The organism is Rhodococcus sp. ARP2 (assembly GCF_001029585.1).
Classification (GTDB): domain Bacteria; phylum Actinomycetota; class Actinomycetes; order Mycobacteriales; family Mycobacteriaceae; genus Rhodococcus_F; species Rhodococcus_F erythropolis.
On the sequence record NZ_LEKE01000011.1, the window covers coordinates 146,099 to 172,919 of the forward strand.

The following is a 26,821-nucleotide window of genomic DNA, read 5'->3' on the forward strand; positions in this document are numbered from 1 at the left end:
TCCTGAGTTCGGACCTTCGGGGAGGTTCGGACTTCGAAGCGACCCTTCGTCGAGGTCGATGACCTTCGGCTGCGCTCTCGCAGGATCGCCACATGGTTTCCACTCGATATCGAGGCGGTGCGATGTTTCTCTTCAATCCCCGAGCCACAGTTCCCGGCGCTGATCGTCACAACGCTGTGTGGGGGTGGTCGTGATGGATACCGACAAGAGGATCGATCCGCTGACCGGATCGCGAAGCCTGCCGGCAGGGGCGTTTCCCCTGTCAGCGGTGCAGCGCAGTATGTGGTTTGCGCAGCAACTTCACCCGACGGTGCCGTATTTCATTGCGCAGTACATCGAGTTCCACGGCGACCTGGACATGCAACTGCTCAGCCGCGCTGCAGTGGAGGCCGCCCACGAGTTCGAGTCGCCATTTCTGCGGTTGATGTACCCCGATGGTGAGCCGTGCCAGATCGTGGACTTCACGATCGATCCGGGTATCGACTACTTCGACTTCCGCGAGCGTGAGAACCCTCGGCAGGCTGCGTCGGAGTGGATGGACAACGATTACGCGACGACGCTCGACTTGACGCGTGATCGTCTCGTCGAGATGACAATTCTCCAAACTGGCGATCGAGACTACTTGTGGTACACCAGGATTCACCACGTTGCTCTCGACGGATACAGCGGAATGACGATAGTGAATCGCATTGCCGCGATCTACACCGCAGCAGTCGAGGGCCGGGAGCCTGCGGTAAACAAGGCGCTCGACGTCACGACGCTGTCCGAACTCGATCAGAAGTACCGCGAATCGAGTCGGTTCGAGGCCGACCGCGAATACTGGGCCCGGCGAGTGTCCGGCGTCGAGCACGGTTCTACGTTGGCGACGCGTGAGGGACCTCCGACTGCGCGTAGCGAACTCGTCAGTGCCGCGATGTCGGCGAACAGCCTTGCTGCCTTGGACGAGTGGAATTCGCGTTCCGGTGCCACTGCGGCGGCGGTGCTGATTTCGGCACTGGCGTGCTATTTGTCTCGCAACACCGGCTACGACGACGTTCTGATAAATCTGCCGGTCTCGGCGAGGACCACGGCACCGCTGCAACGCTCCGGCGGAATGCTGGTCAACGTCGCGCCCCTTCACATCCACGTCGACCCCGACGAAAGCGTGGACGATCTGGTCGGGCGGGTCCAACTCGAACTCCTCGGCGCGCTTCGTCATCAGCGATGCAGTCTCGAAGACATCAGGCGCGATGCGGGCTTGGCGGTCGGCGATGCACGACTGTCCGGTCCGATGATGAATGTGATGCTCTTCCGGCAGGAGATAACACTGGGATCACTGACCGGCGAGTTTCACATCGTCACGTCGGGGCCCGTCGAGGATCTCCTGGTCAACGTGTACCAGAGTGGCGACCCAGCTCAGACGTTGATCGACTTTCGTGGCAACCCCAATCGCTACGGTCACGACGAACTGGTTGAACACCACCGGGCGTTCACCGAGTTGGTCGCAGAACTGACAGCAGCACCGGCCGGTACGCCGATGAACCGGATTCATCCGGCAAGCGCCGAGGCCGGGGCACGCAGTGCGCAGCGGAGGGAAACCGAAAGGTTCTGGGCTGGATATCTGGGGGACTCCGACGAGGGTTCGGCGCTGGGGCTCGAGCGAATCGACGCAGAATCGGAGCCGACCACTACGAATCGGCTCAGCTTCCCGCTCGATCCCGCGGTCGCCGAACTTGCACGTACGGAAGATGTCTCACTCTTTGCCGTTGTCCACGCGGCATTTGCGGCATTGTTGTCGAGATCGACCGAGCGCCGTGACGTGTTGATCGGAACGAGGACCGAGTGGGGGACTTCGCCGCTGCGCTGCGAGGTCGATCCGGCGGCGCCGTTCGACGAGTTCGTGAGTTTTCTTGCTCGAGAACGCGACACGTTGTTGGTTCGATCGGCGGCAGGTATCCCCGAGCTGCCCGAGTTGCACGTCCATCTCAACGACGGCTCGCAGGAGACCACGATTGCCGGCCTCGATGTGGCGATCGACGTCCACGCGGATACCGGCGCCCTCGAGGTGGCGTACTCCACGCAGCACTACGCCGAATCCACGGTCCAAGCCTTCCTCTCGCGACTGGTGCGGATCCTTGCGGGCGCAGCGGCAGCCCCGCGAACGTCGGTCGGAGATCTCGATCTTCTCGACGAGTTCGAGCGTGAGTTCCTTATGCCGGCACGGGGAGCGACCGCGTCCGCGCCGTTGACCCTGCCCGATATCCTCCGGCGGGCCGCGGCTGTGAACCCCGATGCCCCGGCGCTCGTTTTCGGTGATCGTGAGGTGAGCTACCGGGAACTCGACGCCGAGTCGAACACACTCGCCCGCGAACTGATCAACAGGGGAGTCGGCCCAGGCACCTACGTCGCCCTTGCACTGTCAAGGTCGATCGAATCGGTGACCGCGACGTGGGCAGTGGCCAAGACCGGCGGCGCCTTCCTTCCGATCGATCCGCACTACCCCGAGGATCGTATTCGGCACATGCTCACCGATTCGGGAGCTGTTGTCGGAATCAGCGTGGGGGAGCACCATGCCGGGCTCGCCGATTCGGTGGACTGGCTGCTTCTGGACGAATTCCGCACCGAAGAACCGAACGCGTACCGCTCGGACCCACCGCTCGACGATGGCGAACGTCGCTCACGCGTTCGCTACGACGACCCGGCTTACCTGATCTACACCTCGGGATCTACCGGCGTCCCCAAAGGCGTCGTGGTCAGTCACCGCGGGCTGAGCAGCTTCGCCGACGAAGAACGAATCAGGTTCGGAGTCGAACCAGGCGACCGCACCCTGCATTTCTCGTCGCCGAGCTTCGACGCTTCGGTACTCGAACTTCTCCTTGCCTTCGGCGGCGCGGCGACGATGGTGATAGCGCCGCCCACCGTGTACGGCGGCGACGAACTGGCCCAGGTGATGCGCGTCGGCCGGGTGACACACGCTTTCGTCACCCCGGCCGCGCTGGCAACTGTTGATCCCGCCGGCCTACCGGATCTACGAGTGGTCGTGACCGGCGGCGACGCCTGCTCGCCCGCGCTGGTAGATCAGTGGTCACACGGACGCTCGATGTTCAACGCGTACGGACCGACCGAAACCACCGTCGTCGCCACCCTGACCGGACCGCTGAGCAGCGATGTTCCCGTCACGATCGGAAAGCCGATGCGCGGCGCCGCGGCCGTCCTCCTGGATTCGCGGCTTCAACCGGTGCCGATCGGTGTCGCCGGCGAACTCTATGTGAGCGGTATCGGTTTGGCGCGTGGATACCACGCGCGAGCCACGATCACGGCCGAACGATTCGTCGCCGACCCCAACGGCGTTGCGGGAGAGCGCATATACCGCACGGGTGACCTCGCGCGGTGGAACGGCGCGGGTGAGCTGGAGTACCTCGGACGGAGCGACTTCCAGATCAAGATCCGCGGTTTCCGCGTCGAACTCGGCGAGATCGACGACGTACTGCGCCGCCATCCGAGCGTCGCGCAGGCCGTCACCGCCGGAGTTTCGGGCCCGAGTGGGGAAACACTGTTGGCGGCGTACGTCACGGCGGCTGAGGGCACGCACATCGACAACTCCGAATTGATCGCCCACGCCGGATCCTCGTTGGCAGCGCACATGGTTCCGTCGCGGATCGTCGTACTCGATTCCATTCCACTGACTCCCGCCGGAAAGATCGACAGGAAAGCATTACCGGACATCGATTCGGCGGGCGGCACGGCCGAATACCGTGCCCCCGAGACCTCGACCGAGAAGCGAATTTCTGCGGTGTTCTGCGATCTGCTCGGCATCACCAGGGCGGGAGCAGACGACAGTTTCTTCGACCTCGGCGGTGACTCGCTGATCGCGACCCGAGTCGTGTCGAGGGTCAACGGAGCACTCGGGACGACGCTGAGCGTTCTCGACCTCTTCGAGGCGCCGACCGTCTCCGCTCTGGCTGCTCGCGCAGACCTCGCGGACTCGCGGAACACGCGCGCCCCAGCACTGACGCGTATCGATCGCCCTGACCGGATACCGGTATCTCTGGCTCAGCAACGTATGTGGCTGACCAATCAACTCGATCCGAGTTCGCCGGCGTACAACATTCCGATCGCGGTTTCGATGACCGGCGATCTCGACGTCGACGCACTGTTCACCGCACTGCGGGACGTGATCGTTCGGCACGAGGTCTTGCGGACCGTTTTCCCCGAGAGCGCCCGTGGTCCGGTCCAGCACGTTCTCGGTGTGGACGAGATGTTCGATCATCTCGAGGTGGAAACGGTGCCTGCCGCAGCGGCCGCAGCGCGGGCGAGCGAACTGGCACGAACGGGATTCGACGTCAGCGAATCGGTGCCGATCCGCGCCACTCTGCTCGAGGTGAACGAACGCGAGCACACGCTGGTCCTCGTCGTTCACCACATTGCAGCGGACGGCCTGTCGATGGCGCCGCTGGCTCGTGACGTGATGGTCGCTTACGCGTCGAGGGCGAGCGGGCGTGTACCGGCGTGGTTGCCGCTCGAAGTGCAGTACGGCGATTTCAGCGAATGGCAACGAGGAGCGCTCGGCGAAGCATCCGACCCGGATTCAATTCTCGCCGAGCAGTTGCGGTTCTGGTCGCACACGCTCGCCGAACGCGGTGAGCTCGCGGAACTGCCGATGGATCACCCGCGGCCTGCAGGTGTCTCGCTGCGCGGTGGAGATCTCGATTTCCGGATCGACTCCGCGACGTACCGCCGGGTCGGCGAGATCGCGGCGCGATGCGACGTCAGCGTGTTCATGGTGATCCACGCCGCGCTGGCCGTCCTGCTCAGTCGAGAATGTGGAGCGAACGACATCACGATCGGCACCCCGGTGGCCGGGCGTAGCGAGCGCGCCCTCGACGACGTCGTCGGAATGTTCGTCAACACGGTGGTGCTGAGGACGGTTCTCGACGGGGGACTCACCTTCGGTGAAGTTCTCACCCGCGTCCGGGACGTCGACGTGGCGGCCTTGCAGCACACCGAAGTGCCGTACGACGTACTCGTCGAATCCCTCGCAGAGCGCCAGGCACCGCTGTTCCAGGTCATGTTGGTGATGCAAGGCGCTGCTCCCGCCGAGGTCACCTTACCCGAGCTCGACGTCACTGTTGACGAACTGTCCACGGGTGCAGCGAAGTTCGATCTTCAGGTCATTCTCACCGACCGCGGCGACCATCTCGACGGCCAGTTGAACTATGCCAGCCAACTTTTCGACTCGGACACCATGTCGGGCCTCGCTGATCGCTTCACGATGCTCCTCGACGCGGTAGCGGCCGACCCCGAATCAATCGTCGGCGACGTCGATCTCACAGCTGTGGGCGAGGCGGAACTGGTCCTCGAGCGCTGGAATGCCACCGAACACGCCGTACCGATCACCACCCTCTCCGACCTGGTGGCGGAGCAGGCAGCCCGGACGCCCGAGGGGGCCGCGCTCATCTACGGCGAGCGGACACTGACGTATGCGGAGTTCGACGCGAGGGTCAGTGAACTTGCCAGAACCCTCATCGCCCACGGTGTCGGCCCGGACATGCGCGTCGCGGTGTCGATTCGCCGGTCACCCGAACTACTCGTCGCGGTCCACGCCGTGATCCGTGCCGGCGCGGCGTATGTCCCGGTGGACCCCGACCATCCGGCCGAACGTATCGCGTACGTCTTCGACATCGCCGCACCGATCTGTGTGCTGAGCCGGCCCCAGGACCACGGCGCACTTCCCGCGCGAGTCCCGATCGTCGACGTCGATCTCGATCGTCCCGTGTCCACGACGGTGCCGATCACCGACGCTGATCGGATCCGACCCCTCCTCCCGGACAATGCTGCATACGTGATCTTCACGTCCGGATCGACCGGTCGGCCGAAAGGCGTTGCAGTATCACACCGTTCGATCGTCAATCGCCTTCTGTGGATGCAAGACGCGTACCCACTTCACGCGTCGGACGTGGTGCTGCACAAGACTCCGGTGACCTTCGACGTCTCGGTGTGGGAACTGTTCTGGCCCCTGCAGACTGGTGCGCAGTTGGTGATCGCGGAACCGGAGGGGCACCGTGATCCCGGGTACCTGTCGGCGTTGATGGCCGAAAAAGGCGTCACGACGGCGCACTTCGTTCCGTCGATGCTCGCGGAATTCGTCGCGGTCGCGACTGCCGGGCAGTGCGCAAGCCTGCGTCAGGTGTTCTGCAGCGGTGAAGCTCTCGCTCCCACCACCGCGGAGGCGTTCACCCGTCTGAGTTCTGCAGGATTGTTCAACCTGTACGGACCCACGGAGGCTGCCGTCGACGTGAGCGCCGCCGAATTCACCCCAGACATGACCGTCACCGTTCCCATCGGTGCGCCTGTGTGGAACACCCAGCTCTATGTCCTCGACGGGCGGCTGCATCCCGTTCCGGTCGGCGTTCACGGCGAGCTGTACCTGGCGGGAGTGCAACTGGCGCGTGGATACCTCGGGCGCAGCGATCTCACCGCCGACAGATTCGTGGCCGATCCGTACAGCCCGGCTGGCACCCGGATGTACCGAACCGGTGATGTCGTCCGGTGGCGCGCCGACGGGCTGCTCGACTACGTCGGTCGACGCGATTTCCAGGTCAAGATCCGCGGCCAGCGCATCGAACTCGCCGAGGTCGAAGCAGCGTTGCTCAGGCTGCCCGGTGTCACGCAAGCTGCTGCTCTCGTCCATCACGACGACGTGGTCGGTGACAGCTTGGTCGGCTACGTCATCGCCGAGACCGGCACCTCGATCGACACGGACGGCATGCGCGCCGAGTTGAGAGGTCTCCTTCCCGCCTACATGGTTCCCGCAGTGGTCATCGCCCTCGACGTGTTTCCGCTCGGCTCGACCGGCAAGCTCGATCGGAAAGCTCTGCCCGCGCCCAGCTTCGACAGCTCGCAGACGTATCTGGCGCCGAGAACACCGCTCGAAGCACAGTTGGCGGCGATCTTCGAGGAGCTTCTGGAATCCGGGGCAGTCGGTGTTCACGACAACTTCTTCGAGATCGGCGGAAACAGTCTCGTCGCTGCCCGAGCCGTGGCGCGCGTGAACGATTCACTCTCGTTGAACCTGTCGATCAGAGAGTTGTTCGACGCGCCGACCGTTGCGCAGTTGGCGGTCGAGTGCGCCACGGCGCGAGGGGGAGCAGCCGTTCTTCCGCTCGAGGCGTTGCCGCGGCCGCAGTCGATTCCGCTGTCGCTGGCCCAGAAGCGCATGTGGTTCGTCAATCAATTCGACGTCACCTCCGCGGCGTACAACGTGGCCATAGCGATCAGGCTGAGAGGCCGGTTGGACGTTGCGGCCTTGGAAGGCGCGATCACCGATGTGCTCGATCGCCACGAATCGCTGCGCACGCTGTTTCCCATGATCGAGGGAGCGCCGGCGCAGGTAATCGTGGAACCCGGTGAAGCGTTGGGGTCGCTACCGATTGTCGGCGCGAGCACCGAAGCGGTACTCGGGGAGATCGAACGCGTCACCTCGAGGGGCTTCGACGTGACGCAGGCTCCACCGATCAGGGCGGAACTGATCGAGGTCGACGCAGAAGATCACGTCCTGGCTGTGGTCGTCCATCACATCTGCGCCGACGGATTCTCGATGGCACCGTTGGCGTTCGACGTGATGAGCGCGTACTCGGCACGGCATCGAGGTGAGGCACCCGACTGGTCTCCTCTCCCGGTCCAGTACGCGGACTTCGCGATCTGGCAGGAAAGGGCTCTCGGACGGATAGACGAAGCGGAGAGCACCCTCGCCGGCCAGCTCGAGTACTGGACACGTCAGCTGGCAAGTGTGCCCGAGCTTCTCGCGCTCCCCGCAGATCGCCCGCGGCCGCGCGTACAGGATCTCTCGGGCGGCGTCGTTCGATTCGACATCGATGCCGGCATTCATCGTCGTCTGAGCGAAACCGCGATCGAACACCGAAGCAGTATGTTCATGGCGACACACGCCGCGTACGCGGTGCTCGTGGCCAGATTGTCCGGCATGGAAGACATCACGATCGGCTCACCGATCGCCGGACGCGGAAATGCCCTCCTGGATCCGATGGTCGGTATGTTCGTCGGAACCTTGGTGCTGCGCGCCGATGTCGACCCCGCAGCCTCGTTCACCGATCTGTTGGCCAGAGTTCGCAGCACCGACCTCGACGCCTTCGCTCACGCAGACGTCCCCTTCGAGCGCGTCGTCGATGCGCTCGCTCCGGAGCGGTCGACTTCGCATTCACCGTTGTTCCAGGTGATGCTGGAGTTCAAGAACACCAGTCGACCAGCAGTTCGTCTGACGGACCTCGAGGTCGAGGTCCTCGAACTCGAATCCGCCGTCTCGAATTTCGATCTGCAACTCACGCTTGCCGAGACATTCGACGACGACGGCCGGCCGGCGGGAATCGAGGCCGGGTTCACCTACGCGAGCGCCCTGTTCGACGAGTCGACGGTCGAAGGCTTCGCTCGATATCTTGTTCGGATCCTCGGTGCGGTGACCGAATCACCGCACACGCCGGTCGGCGACATCGATCTCGTGGTCGACACCGACACGATGAGCGTCGTGTCTGCACCGGAACTTCCCGGCCAGGTTCACTTCTCGACGTTGCTCGAGCGGAAGTACGTCGACGAACCGCAGAGAACTGCACTGATTTTCGGCGACCGACATCTGACGTACTCCGATCTGGACCGCCGGGCCAATCGGCTTGCACGACTGTTGATCGGCCGCGGGGCAGGTCCGGAATCCGTTGTCGCCCTGGCATTGCCACGCTCACTGGAATCCGTGGTCGCGATCTGGGCGGTTGCCCGGACCGGCGCCGCATTCGTACCCGTCGACCCGGCGTACCCCGTCGACCGCGTACATCACATGATCAACGACTCGGGAGCGGGCGTCGTCCTCACCACCGCCGAGCATGTGGGTGTCGTCCCCGACGAGGCAGACGCAGTTCTGCTCGATCAGGCCGAGACACTGGCAACCCTCGAACAGTTCGGAGATCAGCGGCTGGAGGCCTCGGAACTGGCGGGGACGGTGTCTCTGGACAATCCCGCCTATGTCATCTACACCTCCGGTTCCACCGGCGTCCCCAAAGGTGTCATGGTCACTCACCGTGGGCTTGCGGCACTCGCCGAACAGGAACGTACTCGATTCGGGGTGGAATCGACTTCGCGCACGCTGCATTTCAGCTCACCGAGCTTCGACGCCTCGATTCTCGAACTCCTGATGGCCGTTGGTGCCGGGGCCACGATGGTCATCGCTCCACCGAGCATCATCGGCGGAACCGAACTGACGAGCCTGATCGCCGATCAGCACGTCACGCACGCCTTCATCACCCCGGCCGCTCTGGCCACGGTCGATCCGAGCGAACTGAACGAGCTGGTTTGCATCGGAACCGGTGGCGACGTCTGCCCGCCCGATCTCGTCGCCGCCTGGGTCAGTGATCACCGGATCATGATCAATGCCTACGGACCGACCGAATCGACGGTCGTCGCCAGCATCACCGAGCCGATGTCCCCGGCCGATCGAGTGACGATCGGTCGCCCGTCGACAGGCATCAGTGCGTGGGTCCTCGACAATCGCCTGCACCGCGTCCCGGTCGGAGTGACGGGGGAGCTGTACGTCAGTGGCGACGGACTCGCCCGCGGTTACCGCAACCGCGCCGGCACCACCGCCGAACGTTTCGTGCCCAATCCCGCGGGCAGTGCGGGCACACGGATGTACCGCACCGGCGACCTCGCCAGGTGGAACAAGAACGGCGAACTCGAGTACCAGGGCCGAGGTGATTTCCAGGTCAAGATTCGTGGGTTCCGCATCGAACTCGGCGAGATCGAAGCAGTTCTGGCTCGTTACCCCGGGGTCGCGCATTCCGTGGTGACCACGCTCGAACGTGACGGAGGCGCCGCGCGAATCGTCGGATACGTCGTGCCCGCCAACGATGCTCAGACTGTGGATCCCGAGGCCGTCATCGCGTTCGCGGGCTCGGCTCTGGCCCCGTACATGGTTCCTGCGGCGGTGGTCGTTCTCGACGAACTGCCGATGACTGCCAACGGAAAGCTCGACCGCCGAGCCCTGCCGGTTCCCGACCTGCGAGCAACCCAAGCGCGCTCGCGGGCTGCCGAATCCGATACCGAGCGCACGCTGGCCGCCTTGTTCGTCGATGTCCTCGGTGTCGAATCGGTGGGCGTCGACGACTCGTTCTTCTCGATGGGCGGCGATTCGATCATGTCGATTCAGCTCGTCGCCCGTGCCCGCGACGCCGGGCTCGTGTTCACCCCGCGTGACGTCTTCGAGGTGAAATCGGTCGCCGGTCTTGCGGTTTTGCTGGCATCGACCAAGGACGACGAACCCGAGGTGCTCGAGGAACTTCCCGGAGGCGGCGTTGGCCACGTGCCGTTGTTGCCGGTGGCACAGTGGTGGCTCGACCGGCTCGGCTCCGATCTGCAGGGGCTCGATTCGTTCTCCCAAGCGACCCTTCTCAATGCGCCGCACGGGCTTCGCAGTGTGGAGCAGTTGACCGCAGCGCTTCAAGTTGTTCTCGATCGTCATGACATCCTTCGCGCGCGTCTCGAACTCGACGGCGAGCGCGGGCTCGTTGTCGACGATCCGGGATCTGTTGCAGCCGAGGACATCTGCCGGGTTGTCGAGGTCGAGGCCGAGCCGGGCTCCGCAGTGTTCGACGCGGCGATCGTCGCTGCCCTGGGTGATGCACGTCGAGAACTCGACCCCGTCCGGGGCGAGATGGTGCGGGTCGTCTGGTTGTCCGGCGTACGCAACACCGGCCGGTTGCTCCTGGTGATCCACCACCTCGCGGTGGACGGTGTGTCCTGGCGCGTGCTCGTACCGGAACTTGCGTCCGCTTTCCACCGGATCGACGCCGGCGAGGAGCCGGAGCCGTCGTATTCGGGCACGTCGGTTCGTCGTTGGTCGCATGCGCTCCGTGACATCGCGCCCGATCGAAGAGTCGAATTGCCGCGGTGGCGTTCGATCCTCGAAGGTGACGACCCCCTGATCGGAACCCGGCCGCTGGACCCGCGGCTCGACACGTTCGATTCGGTCGGCCGAGTTGTCGCCGACGTGCCCGTCGAACTGTCCGACACAGTCCTGACCACGCTTCCCGCGCTCTTCGGTGGATCCGTCAACGACGGTCTCGTTGCTGCTCTCGCGCTGGCACTGACGCAGTGGAGGCAGGCACAGGGCATACGAACCGACAACGTGCTCGTCTCGATGGAAGGTCACGGACGCGAGGCTCACGTGGTGCCCGGTGCGGACGTCCTGCACACCGTCGGCTGGTTCACCAGTGTCTTCCCGATGCGAATCGACCTCGCCGACATCGACATCGCGAACGTGATGAGCAGCGGCCCCGAGGCAGCGGTGGTTCTCAAGCGGGTCAAGGAAGAACTGTTGGGAGTTCCGGACAGTGGCATCGGGTACGGAGTTCTGCGTTATCTCGACGAGGTGGGCCGAGCGGAACTGGAAGATCTCCGTCAACCGCAGATCTCGTTCAACTATCTCGGTCGTTTTTCCGGCACCGAGGCAGGAGAGTCGCTGGGGGACTGGGCGCTGGCCCGCGACGTCGATCTGGAAGCGGCAGCTCGGTCCGAGATGCCCGTGGGTTCGGTCCTGGACGTCAATGTCGTCACCACCGAAATCTCGGGTGCACCGCACATCGGTGCCACTATCGCGTATCCCACCGGCGTGCTGGCAGAGCGCGATGCTCGCGCCATCGCCGAACTCTGGGTGCAGTCGTTGCGCGCTCTGGCCACCTACGCCGAACACAGCGAACGCGGGGGACTCACACCGTCGGACATCGACCTGATCGAACTGGACCAGGAGTCCATCGACCACCTCGAGCGCGAGTTCCCGACACTGACCGACGTCTGGTCCCTTTCACCGCTGCAATCCGGACTGCTCTTCCACGCCCGCTACGCCGAACACACAGTCGACGCGTACACCGTCCAACTCGCACTCGAACTCGACGGCGTCGACGCGTCCAGGTTGCACCGCGCCGCACAGGCGTTGCTCGACCGTCATGAGAACCTGCGCGCTGCGTTCACGACCGACACCGGTGGGCGATCGGTGCAGGTGATCAGCGCCGACGTTGACGTGCCGTGGACCGAGATCGACATCTCTCCGTTGGCCCCCACCGAACAGGCAACCGAGATACGCGAGCTCCTCCATGCGGATCGGGTGCGAGGCTTCGACATGGCCACGCCGCCCCTGCTGCGGTTCCTGCTTCTGCGAACCGGAGACGACGCGTATCGGTTGATCCTGACCAACCACCACATCCTCCTCGACGGATGGTCGATGCCGCTGCTGGTCCGTGACCTACTGACGCTCTACGCCACCGACAGTGATCACAGTGCCATCCCACGCGTGCACCCCTACCGGGACTATCTGAGCTGGATCAGCACTCGCGACGACAGCGTGTCGATCGAAGCCTGGGGCGAAGCACTCCGCGGACTCGACGACCCGACGCTGCTGACCGGAACTCACGCCGTCGACGAGGACGGCGCGACCTCACGCTCGACCACCACAGCCCTCGGAGAACGTGAGACGGAACTTCTGCGTGGATTCGTCCGCTCCCGTGGCCTGACGACAGCCTCCTTGATCCAGGTGGCTTGGGGAATCGTGCTCGCCGAACTCCTCGGCCGCGACGACGTCGTCTTCGGTGGAACCGTCTCCGGCCGACCACCCCAGGTGTCCGGCGTCGAGTCGATGGTGGGTTTGTTCATCAACACTGTCCCCGTCCGAGTTCGCCTCGACCCGCGAGAGTCACTGGCAGCGCTGTGCGTTCGTGTCCAAGCGGAACAGGCGCGGTTGTCCGATCACCATCATGTGGGGCTTTCGCACATCACTTCGGCAGTGGGGGCCGCTGCATCGTTCGACACGCTGACTGTGTTCGAGTCGTATCCCGTTGACCGCGGTGGACTCTCCTCGGGCACCGACATCGCCGGAATGCACGTTCTCGACGTCCACGACGCCGAGGATGCCGCGCACTATCCACTCGCGATCGTTGCCTCTGCGGCAGACGGGCGACTGCGGCTCAAATTCGAGTATTTCCCGGGAGTCCTGGGCGATCACGACATCGACGCGATCGCGGACCGGCTGCTCCGCACCCTCGAACTGATCACCGCACAACCGGATCTTCCGCTGGCGAAACTGCGTTTGATGCCGGATTCGCAAGTGCAGCAATTGGTTCCCGCGCGCGGCCGGCAAGGCCGCTCGGTACGGACACTCGATCGCATCTTTTCGGACACCGCGAGCAGATTCCCCGAACGGGTCGCACTGTCCTGTGGTGACAGAAAGATGACCTATCGAGAGCTGGACGAGGCGTCGAATCAGTGGGCGCGCGTGCTCATCTCGGAAGGCGCGGGCCCGGACTCACGGGTGGCGATCTGTGTGGAACGGTCCTTCGAATCCGTCGCAGCGGTCTGGGCGATCACCAAGACCGGCGCCGCCTTCGTGCCGATCGATCCTCGCTACCCGAGTGACCGGATCTCGTTCATGCTCGAGGACTCGGCATCATCGCTCGGAATGACCACGGCTGCACACGCACCGGCCGGCGGTGGCGCAACGAAGTGGCTCGAACTCGACGACCCGGAGAACGCCACTCGGCTCTCCGGAGTGTCCACGTCACCGCTACGCGAAGACGAGCGCCGGGGAACCCCGCGGCTGGAGAACACTGCCTACCTCATCTACACCTCGGGCTCGACCGGCCGGCCCAAGGGTGTCGTCGTCACGCACACCGGTCTCGAGAACTTCGCCGACGAACAGCGTCATCGCTACGGTCTCACGGAGAATTCACGCGCGCTGCATTTCGCCTCGCCGAGTTTCGACGCCTCCGTTCTCGAGTATCTGCTCGCCTTCGCCGTCGGCGGCGAACTGGTCGTAGCTCCCACCACCGTCTACGGAGGAACCGAACTGGCCGACGTTCTCCGAGAGGGACATGTCACTCACGCGTTCATCACGCCCGCAGCGCTGACGTCGGTGGATCCCGAGGGACTCGACGATCTGACCACCATCACGGTGGGTGGCGAGGCTCCCTCGGCGGACCTGGTGCGCACCTGGGCGCCGGGAAGATCGTTCGTCAACGTCTACGGACCCACCGAAACCACCATCTCCTGCAACCTCAGTGACCCCATTCCAGCCGGTGAGAAGGTCTATCTCGGGCCGCCGAACCGCGGCTTCAGCGAGGTCGTCCTCGATCGCAGACTTCAACCGGTGTCCGTCGGAGTTCCCGGCGAACTGTATGTCGCCGGAGTTGGACTCGCGCGCGGCTATCACGGGCGTTCACCGCTGACGAGCGAACGATTTGTCGCCAACCCGTACGGCGAGCCGGGGGAGCGGATGTACCGCACCGGAGACGTGGTGCGCTGGCGCAGTGACCGCACCATCGAGTACCTCGGACGCAGCGACTTCCAGGTCAAGATCCGCGGGTTCCGTATCGAACTCGGCGAGGTCGACACGGCGTTGGGTCAGCTGCCCGGTGTGGAGTACGCGGTCACATTGGCGGTGCGCGGACCCTCCGACGAGCAGGCCTTGGCGGCATATGTCGTCTGCGACGACGAACGCCCGGTGAGCGCCGAGGACATCCGGGCGGCGGCACGGGAGCTACTGCCGGCACACATGGTGCCAGCGAGCGTCGTCGTGCTCGACGAGCTACCACTGACCGGCGTCGGCAAGGTCGATCGGGCTGCTCTTCCTGCGCCTCGCTTCGACACCGATCCCGAAACACTCGCTGCGCCGGCGACCGAGCTCGAACGGCTGGTGGTGGGCGTTTTCGAGGACGTGCTCGGAGTGTCCCCGATCGGTATCGACACTCACTTCTTCGACATCGGCGGAAACTCACTGACCGCGACCCGCGTCATCGCCCGCGTCAACGCTCTTCTCGGCACCGACATCGGCGTTCGAGGATTGTTCGAGTCTCCGACAGTTCGGCAGCTGTCTCGTCTGGCGGAGAGTGTCGGCCGCGGCGAGAACCCCAGACCACCGTTGACTCGGCGATCTCGCCCGGATCCACTGCCCGTGTCATTGGCACAGAAGCGGATGTGGTTCCTCAACCAGTTCGACGTGACCTCGCCGGCCTACAACGTTCCCCTGGCAGTGCGCCTCGACGGCGATCTGGACTTCGCCGCATTGCAGGCCGCGGTAGCGGACGTATTGGGTCGCCACGAGAGCTTGCGGACGAAGTTCCCCTCGATCGACGGACAGCCGGTGCAGCAGGTGATGTCCAGCGACGAGGTCATGCCGATCCTGGAGCCGGAAATCGTCACTGCTGCCAGAGTGTCCGATCGAATCCTCGAGCTGGCCTCGGCAGGCTTCGACGCCTCGGCCGAGGTTCCGATCCGCTGCGCGGTCCTGCGCGTCGACGGGGACGAGCGCAGGCACGTACTCGTGATCGTCGTCCACCACATCGTCGCCGACGGGTTCTCGATGAACCCCCTGGCAGCGGACGTGGCAGAGGCCTATGCGGCCCGCAGCGCCGGCAGTGCGCCGAGCTGGTCGGAACTGGCCGTGCAGTACGGCGACTTCGCTGTGTGGCAGCACGAAGTGCTCGGCTCCGAGGAAGATCCGGACTCGGCTCTGACCCGTCAGCTCGATTACTGGAAGGACCGACTCGCGGGACTGGGCGAGCCGATCGCCCTGCCGACGTCGTTCCCACGTCCGGCAAAGCCGTCCATGGTCGGCTCTGTTCACCGGTTCGCTGTATCGCCGCAGACCCATCGGGCGCTGACCGATCTGGCCCGCGAGCACGGCAGCACCATGTTCATGGTCATGCACGCAGCACTGGCGGTACTTGCGGCACGCCTGGCCGGTACCGAGGACATCGCCATCGGTACACCTGTCGCCGGGCGCGGCGAGGCCGAACTCGATCACCTGGTCGGAATGTTCGTCAACACTCTTGTGCTGCGGACACAGATCACGCCCGACGCGTCGTTCGAGGACGTACTCGCCCAGGTTCGCGAAGGCGACCTCGGCGCGTTCCAACACACCGACTTGCCCTTCGAAAGGTTGGTCGACGCACTCGCCCCGGAACGCTCGACGTCGCACACTCCGTTGTTCCAGATCCTCATCGAGTTCCGTAACAACGCGCTACCGCAACTCGAACTGCCAGGGCTGTCGGTCTCGGGAGTCGAGTTCGACCTACCCGTCGCCAAGTTCGATCTGCAACTCTCGGTCACCGAGCGTTACGACGCGGATGGCGGAACGGATGGAATCGACGCCGAATTCATCTACGCCACAGACCTGTTCGACGATGGATTGATCGAGTCGTTCTCGCGCAGACTGCTCACCCTCCTCGAGGCGGTCTCCCGAGAGCCGTCGACTCCTACCGGTGACATCGACGTCGTGGGCGCCGGCGAGCGTCGACAGATGCTGACCGAGTGGAACACTCACGCCGAACCGGCTCCGGCCGACAACATCGCGGACCGATTCTTCGAAGCTGTTGCAGCACATCCGTCGTCGACCGCGGTCAACGACAGCGACGGCGCCATGACGTACGCCGAACTGGACGGGCGCGCGAACCGCCTGGCGCGGCTCCTGATCGGCCGCGGTATCGGTCCGGAATCCGTGGTTGCCGTTGCGATGCCCAGAACCACCGATCTCGTGCTCGCCCTCGTCGCCGTCATCAAAACCGGGGCGGCATACCTGCCGGTCGACATCACCTACCCGGCCGAGCGCATGCGATTCCTCTTCGACGACGCGCGGCCGGTATGCCTGGTCACGACCGGAGACTTCCGAAGCGACCTACCTTCGGAGATCATCGAATCCGGCATCGACATCGTCGAACTCGGATCGCCGGAGATCGCTGTACGCCTCGATCACTCCGCGCCACATCGCATCACCGACGCGGACCGGACGACACCACTTCTGCCCGACGCGATCGCGTACATCATCTACACCTCCGGATCCACAGGGCGCCCCAAAGGTGTCCAGGTCAGCCACCGAAACGTTCTGACTCTGATGGACAACACCTCCCCGACATTCGGGTTCGACAACACGGACGTGTGGACGATGTTCCACTCGTACGCATTCGACTTCTCCGTCTGGGAGCTGTGGGGGCCGTTGCTGCACGGTGGCCGGCTGGTCGTCGTCGACTACTACACGACCAGATCGCCGGACATGTTCCACGAACTGCTCCGCCGTGAGCGAGTGACGGTGCTGAACCAAACACCCACCGCCTTCTACCAACTCGCCGAAGCCGACCGTGCGTACTCACCGAACGGCACGGACCCCGACCTTGCACTGCGTTACGTCGTCTTCGGTGGAGAAGCGCTCGATCTCGGGCAATTGCGCAAGTGGTACGACCGTCGTGCGGACACGGCGCCGACGCTGGTCAACATGTACGGGATCACCGAGACGACAGTGCACGTCAGTCGAATCGCACTCGACCGCAACGACAGCGAGCACGCGTCGGCGAGCATCATCGGGCGAGCAGTACCAGGATTGTCCGTCTACGTACTCGATCGGCGACTGAACCTGGTGCCACCAGGTGTTGTCGGCGAAATGTACGTCGCCGGTGACCAGGTGACTCGGGGATACCTCGGGAAACCCGCATTGACTTCGGTGCGGTTCCTTCCCGATCCATTCGGTAGTTCGGGGGATCGAATGTATCGGAGCGGGGACCTGGCGAGGTGGAACGACGCGGGGCAGTTGGAGTACGTGGGCCGCAGTGATTTCCAGGTGAAGGTGCGTGGTTTCCGCATCGAACTCGGAGAGATCGAAGCCGCAATGCTCCGCTGCCCCGGCGTCGCTGCCTCGGTAGCACTTGTTCGCACAGAGGGAGCGTCACCGCGGATCGTCGGGTACGTGGTCGCCGAAACAGGCAGTACCGTCGATTCAGCGACGGTGACCGACTTCGTCGCCGCCGAACTCGCGGAGTACATGGTGCCCACCGCGATCGTCGTCCTCGAATCGCTTCCACTGACGGTCAACGGAAAGCTCGACCGACGCAGCCTCCCGGCTCCGGACTTCACCGTGACGGGAACAACCGAGGCGACGCGGGCACCAGCCACCGCCACCGAAGCGGTCCTCGCGGACCTCTTCGGAGAGGTTCTGGGGCGGGGCGGTATCGGAGTGGACGATTCCTTCTTCGGCCTCGGCGGCGATTCGATCATGTCGATCCAACTCGTCTCACGGGCGAAGTCCGCAGGCCTCATCTTCACTCCGCGGGACGTCTTCGAAGCGAAAACCGTGGCCGGCCTCACCAAGGTCCTCCTCATCGAATCATCGGAAACGGCACCGGTTCTCACCGAGCTACCCGGCGGGGGAGCCGGCCCGCTACCGCTCACACCGATCATGGAGTGGCTCGTCGAACGCAGTCGCGGTGACCTGAGCACGATCCGCAGTTACAGCCAGAGCGCGCTGATCGCACTGCCCGCGGATGTGTCCGGCCCCGCGCTGGAACGCGCACTACAAACGATCCTCGACCGCCACGACGTACTGCGGGCACGTCTGGAGGCCGTGACTCACCAACTCGAGATCAGCGAACCCGGCACCGTCGCAGCCTCCGACATCTTGCACCGAACCCCCATCGTGTCCACCGGCGGCGAAGAATTCCTGCGCGCGGCAGAAGCCGCGATGCAGGACGCATCCAGCCGACTCGATCCCGAGCACGGCAAGATGATCAGCGCAGTCTGGTTGGATCCGGTCAGCGCGAACGGCAACCGGCCTGAGGCGGGACGGTTGCTCCTGGTACTTCATCACCTCGCGGTCGACGGTGTGTCCTGGCGAATGCTGGTCCCCGGCCTGGTCACGGCATATGCGTCGGCGTTCGACGGCGAAACACCGATTCTTCCGCCCGGCGGAACGTCGATACGTCGCTGGGCGACAGCGCTCGCCGAGACCGCCGCAGATCGACGCGACGAGATCGACCTGTGGTCGAGGATGCGGACCGACGAACCAATGCTCGGAACGCGCGGGCTGGACCCCGCGGTCGACGTCGGAGCCACCGTCGACCGCGTCAGCGTCGACGTACCGACCTCGGTGACCGAGAACATCATCTCGGCGGTGCCACGACATTTCGGAGGCTCGGTGAACGACGGGCTGCTTGCTGCTCTCGCGATCGCCGTCACCGCCTGGCGTCGATCGCGCGGACAGCGAAGCGGGGAAGTGCTCGTCAATCTCGAGGGACACGGGCGCGAGGAGAACGCAGCGCCTGGCGCAGACCTCTCGCGCACAGTCGGTTGGTTCACCACCTTGTTCCCCGTCCGGATCGATCTCACCGGACTCAATGTCGTCGATGCACTGTCCGGGGGATCAACCGCGGCCTCCGCTGTGAAAGTCGTCAAGGAAACGCTGCTCGGTCTGCCGGACAACGGCATCGGGTTCGGGATGCTCAAGTACCTCGACCGGAACGAAGAACTACAGGAGTTGCCCACACCTGAGATCTCGTTCAACTACCTCGGACGTTTTGCCGGCTCGGATCCCGAGCACGGCGAGGTGCCGTGGCTGCCGATCTCGGAAGTGACGCTCGACGAAGCGCACAGCGGAGATCTTGCCGCCGCGTCGGTGCTCGACATCAATGCCGTCACCACCGACACCGCGCACGGTCCGATTCTGCGCGCAACGTGGTCCTTCCCGCGCGGCATCCTCAGCGAAGCCGAAGTCACGGAACTGGCGGAACTCTGGTCCCGAGCACTCGGCTCGTTGAGTGAATACGTGGACGAACACTCCGAGCGCGAGCTCACGCCCACCGATCTCGATCTCGTCACCGCGGATCAGCAGAGCATCGAACAGCTCGAGCGTAGGTTCCCCGACCTGACCGATATCTGGTCACTGTCACCGCTGCAGTCGGGCATGCTCTTCCACGCCCAGTTCGACGAAACGGAAATCGATCCGTACATGGTGCAACTGACCCTCGAGCTCGGGGGTCGGGTGGAGGCACCGCGCCTGCGTCGCGCCGCGCAGGCCTTGGTTGATCGTCATCCGAGCTTGCGCGCGGGATTTGTCTCCGCGCCGGGAGGGCGGGCGCTGCAGGTAATCCGTTCCGGTGTCGAGATCGGCTGGGCCGAGATCGACCTGTCCGGGACCGAGGACAGTGAAGTCGCGTTCGCTCAGCTGCTCGAGCGTGATCGCGCTCAGCGTTTCGACATGGAAACAGCACCCCTGATCCGGTTCATGCTCGTACGATTCGGACCGGACACAGCACGCTTCGTCGTGACGAACCACCACATCCTGCTCGACGGCTGGTCAACCCCTCTGTTACTTCGAGACCTGCTCACTCTCTACGCAACCGACGGCGACCCCGAGATTCTGCCCAGAGTTCAGTCGTATCGCGACTACCTCACCTGGATCTCGAAGCAGCACCCCGACTCTTCTCTGCGAGCCTGGCAGGAAGCGCTACGAGGAGTGGACTCATCCACCCAACTCTCGCAAGCGAGCGCCGCCGCCGAAACCGTTGCCAGTGACATTCACTCGTACTCGCTGCCGACCGCACGAGCCGAGACCCTTCGGGCGTTCGCGCGAAGCCGCGGATTGACCATGGCAACCCTGGTCCAAGTGGCCTGGGGAATCGTGCTCGCCGAACTCCTCGGCCGCGACGACGTCGTATTCGGTGGAACCGTTTCCGGACGCCCACCACAGGTGTCCGGTGTGGAATCGATTGTCGGCCTGTTCATCAACACAGTGCCCGTCCGAATCCGCCTCGACGCCCGAGAAACCCTCGCGGAACTGGCCATTCGCGTCCAATCCGAGCAAGCGTCACTACTCGACCACCACCACATCGGACTGTCGGACATCGCGGGAGCAGTGGGCGCCGCCGGTTCATTCGACACCCTGACGGTATTCGAGTCGTATCCCGTCGACGAGGCAGCCCTGACCGCCGAAACCGACATCGCGGGAATGCACGTCCTCGGCATCGACGGACGCGACTCGGCGCACTATCCGATTGCCGTTGTCGCGTCGGAAAGTGACACGCTGAACCTGAAGATGGAGTACTTGCCGACGCACTTCTCCGCCCGCGAAGTCGCGAAGATCACCGAGCGCGTGGGCATCGTCCTCGAGCAGCTGGCGTCGGCGCCGGATCAGCCGCTGGCCCGCCTGCAGGTTCTCACGGAGTTCGAGAGCCGTGATCTTGCGCCGGTCTTCGGATCCCCGGGTCGCTCCGCTCGTACGCTCCCGGAAATACTCGCCGACGTCTCCGCCACATATCCCGACCGCATCGCGCTCTCGGCCGGCAGCCGTTCCATGACCTACATCGAACTGGACCGACGCTCGAACCAGTTGGCCAGAGCCATGATCCGCCGCGGCGCCGGGCCCGAGACGTCGGTCGCCATCGGCATCGAAAGATCCGTCGAATCAGTACTCGCGGTGTGGGCAGTGGCCAAGACCGGCGCAGCGTTCGTCCCCGTCGACCCCACCTATCCGGCCGACCGAATCGAACACATGCTCAGCGACTCCGAGGTGTTGTTCGGGTTGACCGTCGTCGACGCCATCGACACATTGCCACCCATAGTGTCCTGGTTGGTGCTCGGAGAGGAAGCATTCGACGACGACGTCGCCACAAGCTGCACGCTGCCGATCGGCAAGGACGAACGGCTTGCACCGGTGGTCATGGACAACGCCGCCTACGTTGTCTACACCTCGGGATCCACCGGCCGACCCAAGGGAGTTGTCGTCACCCACACCGGACTCGACAGCTTCGCGCTCGATCAGCAACGTCGATTCCACGCCGATCACCACTCTCGGACCCTGCACTTCGCCACCCCCAGCTTCGACGGAGCCATCTTCGAGTACCTGCAGGCATTCGGTGTCGGAGCAACCATGGTGATCGTCCCGACCGACATCTACGGCGGCGCCGAACTGGCAAGTCTGATCCGCCGCGAACACGTCACTCACGCGTTCGTCACCACGGCGGCACTCGCCACCGTCGATCCGGCCGGCCTGGACGAATTCCGGCACGTCGTCGTCGGGGGAGAGGCTCTGCCACCGCACCTCGTCGGTCTGTGGGCACCCGGGCGGGAATTCGTCAACGCCTACGGCCCCACCGAGACAACCGTCATGGCAGACATCAGCGAACCCATGACAGTGGGTGCACCCATCACGATCGGTGGCCCGATCCGCGGTGTGCACGAGATGATCCTCGATTCGCGCCTGCAACCGGTGCCCGTCGGAGCTCCCGGCGAGCTGTACATCGCCGGCATCGGCCTGGCTCGCGGATACCACCGGCGTCCCGGCTTGACCAGCGAGCGATTTGTCGCCGACCCCTTCGGCAAGCCAGGCGACCGGATGTACCGCACCGGTGACATCGCCTCCTGGCGAAGCGATCACACCATCGAGTACGTAGGCCGCAGCGACTTCCAGGTCAAGATTCGCGGATTCCGTATCGAACTCGGTGAGGTGGACGCCCAGATCACTGCAATGGCAAGTGTCACGAACTGCGTGACACTCGGCGTCGACGGACCGGCCGGCGCAACCGTTCTCGCGTCTTACCTCACCGTCGAGGAAGGGTCGACGCTGACCGGCGCAGAGATCACCGCGCACCTAGCCGGACGTGTTCCCTCGCACATGGTTCCGGCCAGCATCATGATCGTCGACGAGCTACCGCGCACCGCGGTCGGCAAGCTCGATCGAAAAGCGTTGCCGACCCCGGAGTTCACCGGAACCGGCGTGGAATTCCGGGCTCCCGGCACCAGCCTCGAGCGTCGGATCGCCGACGCCTTCATCGATGTACTCGGCGTCGAGCAGGTAGGCGTCGACGACAACTTCTTCGAACTCGGCGGCAACTCGCTGATCGCCACTCGCGTGGTCTCGCGGCTCAACTCCGCACTGAACATCGACGTCGGGGTGCGCGTGCTCTTCGAGGCACCGACGACAGCTCAGCTCGCCGAACGGCTTTCCGACGCTGTCACTGCCGTCGGCACTGTGCCGCTCACTCCCATGGAGCGCGACGGTAACGTCCCGCTCTCGTTGGCGCAGAAGCGCATGTGGTTCCTGAACCAGTTCGACACACGCTCAGCCGCGTACAACATCCCACTAGCTGTTCGCCTCACCGGTGACCTCGACGTCACCGCCATGCAACAGGCGATCGCCGACGTCGTCGAGCGGCACGAAACCCTGCGGACGGTGTTCCCCGCCGTCGGCGGCGATCCGATTCAGAAAGTGCTCACCGCCGACGAGGCCGTACCGCCGGTCCGTGAAATGACGTTGGGAGAGCACGAACTCGCAGAGCGCATGCAACGACTCGCCACGACCGGTTTCGACGTGTCGGTGGACCTGCCGCTGCGCGTCGCGCTCTTCCGCCTCGACACCGATGAACCCGTTCACATTCTGTTTGTCGTGGTCCATCACATCTGCGCCGACGGTTCGTCGATGGCGCCGCTCGCACGCGACGTGATGACGGCCTACCTGGCGCGCACGGCAGGAACCGAACCCACCTGGGCGCCACTCGAAGTGCAGTACGCGGACTTCACGTTGTGGCAGCACCGCGTCCTCGGATCGGAAGACGATCCGGAATCCGTCATCAGTCGCCAATTGCGCTACTGGAGTGAGCAACTCGCCGGCCTCGACGACGTCATCGCACTGCCCACCGACCACCCGCGGCCCGTGCAACAGACCTTCCACGGCGACCGATTCACCTTCGACATCGACGCCAACACCCACCGCGCCCTCGCGGACCTCACCAGGGCAAACGGAGTGACGATGTTCATGGCTCTGCACGGCGCACTGGCCGTGCTGATGTCGAAGCTGTCCGGCGCCGAAGAGGTCACCATCGGCACACCGATCGCCGGCCGCGGTCAGGCAGCGCTCGACCATCTCGTCGGAATGTTCGTCAACACGTTGGTCCTGCGCACCGGCGTCGACCCCGACATCACGTTTGCCGAACTGGTGGAACACATCCGGGAAATCGATCTGGCCGCATTCCAGAACTCGGATCTGCCATTCGAACGGCTCGTGGACGTCATCAATCCGACCAGATCCACGTCGTACTCACCGTTGTTCCAGGTCGCCCTCGAACTTCAGAACAACGAGCCAGCGCATTTCCACTTGCCCGGCCTCGATATCGAAGGCCTCACCGTGGAAACCGAATACGCGAAGGAAGATCTCGAACTGATCGTCGACGAGAAGTTCGACGAGTCCGGCGCCCCGGCCGGGATGTCCGCTGCGTTCGACTTCGCAACCGATCTCTTCGAACCCGCCACCATTCGGCGCTTTGCCGACCGACTGCGTCTGATCCTCGACACTGTCGGATGCGAACCCGCAACACGTATCGCCGACATCGGCATCCTCGCCGCCGACGAAACAGCAGCCCTGGTGCCGGCATCCGGTGCAGCAGCGACTCGCGTGCAGGTGTGGCCGGAGATCCTCGCCGAGGCAGTCGCCTCGAACCCGGATGCTCCAGCTCTCTCGAGTCGCGAGGGGTCGATGACCTACCGCGAGCTCGACGAGGAATCGACGAAGCTGGCTCGAGCGTTGTGCCGGCGCGGTGTCGGACCCGAAGATTTTGTGGCGCTGGGGCTGCCGCGGTCCACGGCGGAGATCGTCGCCATCTGGGCGGTTACGAAAACCGGAGCAGCATTCTTGCCGGTCGACCCGAACTATCCAGACGATCGCATCAACCACATGCTCGACGATTCGCGGGCCGTACTCGGCATCACCGACGACGCTCACCGCAGTCAACTTCCCGACACGGTCGAGTGGATGGTCCTCGATGAAGGCGAGACCGTCGACGAGATCGACGGCCAGAGCGCCGCCGCGATCACCGACCTCGACCGCACGATCCCCTTGCATCACGGGCATCCCGCTTACCTGATCTACACCTCGGGTTCAACCGGGAAGCCGAAGGGCGTCATCGTCACCCACCTCGGTTTGTCCAACCTCAACGCCGAGGAACATCAGAGATTCAACGTCCAGCCCTATTCGCGTATCTCTCACTTGGCATCACCGAGCTTCGACGCCTCGGTCTTCGAACTCATGATGGCGTTCGGCAGCGGAGCCTGCCTGGTCGTCATCCCACCCACGGTCTTCGGCGGATCCGAGTTGGCCGAAATCTTTGCCGACGAACACGTCTCACACGCGTTCATCACGCCGACCGCGCTCAGCTCCATCGAAAGCTCCGCGCTGCCAGAACTCCGCGTGCTCGCAGTCGGTGGCGAAGCCTGCCCACCCGAACTCGTGGACATCTGGGGCCGAGACCGCCGCATGTTCAACGGATACGGACCTACCGAATCCACCATCCAGGCCAGCGTCAGTGAACCCATGCGGCCGGGCAAGGACATCAACATCGGCCGACCGGCCATCGGCTTTGCCGGCCTGGTCCTCGACGGGCACCTCAAGCCCGTGCCAGTGGGAGTCATCGGGGAGCTGTACGTGACCGGCCCCGGACTCGCCCGCGGGTACCACAATCGTCCCGACCTCACCGCCGACCGATTTGTCGCCGATCCGTTCGGCGAACCAGGCCAGCGGATGTACCGCACAGGCGACCTGGTGCGCTGGCGCTCCGACAGCACCCTCGAATACCTCGGCCGCAGCGACTTCCAGATCAAGGTCCGCGGATTCCGCATCGAGCTGGGCGAAATCGACTCAGTCCTGATGGCACACCCATCCGTCTACTTCGCCGCAACACTTGGGCACGAAGCACCGTCGGGGGAGACGATGATCGCCTCCTACATCCAGCCTGTGGAAGGACAGACCGTCGACGACTGGGAGCTTCGCCGCCACCTGTCTTCTCGCCTGCCTGCGCACATGGTTCCCGGCGCGATTGTCGTCGTCGACCGAATTCCGGTGACACCGGTCGGCAAGCTGGACCGTAAAGCACTGCCGACGCCGAGCTTTGAGCGTCGTACAGTCCCGTACGCGCCGCCGACCAATGACACCGAACGAACGGTCGTCGACATCTTCGAGGCAGTGCTCGGTCACGAGCACATCGGCGTCGACGACGACTTCTTCGAACTGGGAGGAACGTCGATCGTCGCCACTCGAATAACCATCGAACTCGAGAAGCGCCTCGGGATGCGAGTGCCGTTGCAGTCGCTTTTCCTGGATCCGACACCGGCCGGTGTCGCCCGGGCGGCCGACGGAATGGACGCACACTCTCCGGACGATTCTTCGGATCTGCTCGCCCCGATGATCACGCTGCGCGCCGGATCCGATCGAGCACCACTGTTCTTCGTCCATCCGGGTATCGGATTGTCCTGGGGTTATGCAGAATTCGTCAAGCACCTCGAGCTGGATCAACCCGTCTACGGTCTTCAGTTACCGTCCCTGAGCGGCGGACCCAGCTTCGACTCGCTGACCGAACTCGCCGACGACTACGCGAATCGCATTGCAGCCGTGGCACCGACCGGCCCGATCCATCTGGCCGGCTGGTCGCTCGGCGGCGTCATCGCACACGCCGTGGCGCACAGTCTCACTCGGAGCGGACGTGACGTGACGTTGTCGATCCTCGACAGCTATCCGTCGTCGGATTCCGATCAGCCAGCGGAACTCTCCGTCTCCGAACTACTGGCCGGGCTCGCGATGCCGGCGGGATCCAAGCCCGTCGAGACCTTCGAAGAAGCGGCGGAATTGCTGGAGCAGACCCTGGGCGCCGGAATCGGAATCGAAGCGGAGCATCTAGCGCGGATCAGTCGCGGTTACTCCCACTCCGTCGAATTGACGAATCGGCACCAACCGCCTGTCCACCTTGGAGCCATCGAGTTCTTCGTAGCCGGAAGATCTACGGAGAACGGACACGACGTGGCCGAATGGCGAAGGTTTGTACAAGGCGACATCCGAGTCACCGAAGTCGACTGTGAACACAACCAGATGATCGAACCGGGTCCGGCGGCAAGCATAGCTGTACGATTGCGGGAAGTTATCGCTCAGTGGGGTGTCTGAACCAGGTTCGACATGGGTATGAGTGAAACACACAGGGTGATGGACCCCGGG

1 protein-coding gene is annotated in these 26,821 nt (G+C 64.2%); it reads left to right on the forward strand.

What is annotated here, in order from left to right; translation table 11 throughout:
• Nucleotides 1–193 precede the first annotated feature (193 nt).
• Nucleotides 194–26,770 (forward strand): non-ribosomal peptide synthase/polyketide synthase, encoded by a 26,577-nt coding sequence (locus ABX74_RS02880; RefSeq protein WP_047888178.1) that lies wholly within the window; start codon nucleotides 194–196, stop codon nucleotides 26,768–26,770.
• Nucleotides 26,771–26,821: the final 51 nt, after the last annotated feature.

Bases quoted from the DNA above. Each gene is read 5' to 3' on its own strand.
- ABX74_RS02880 (WP_047888178.1), top strand. From the start codon at position 194: ATGGATACCGACAAGAGGATCGATCCGCTGACCGGATCGCGAAGCCTG.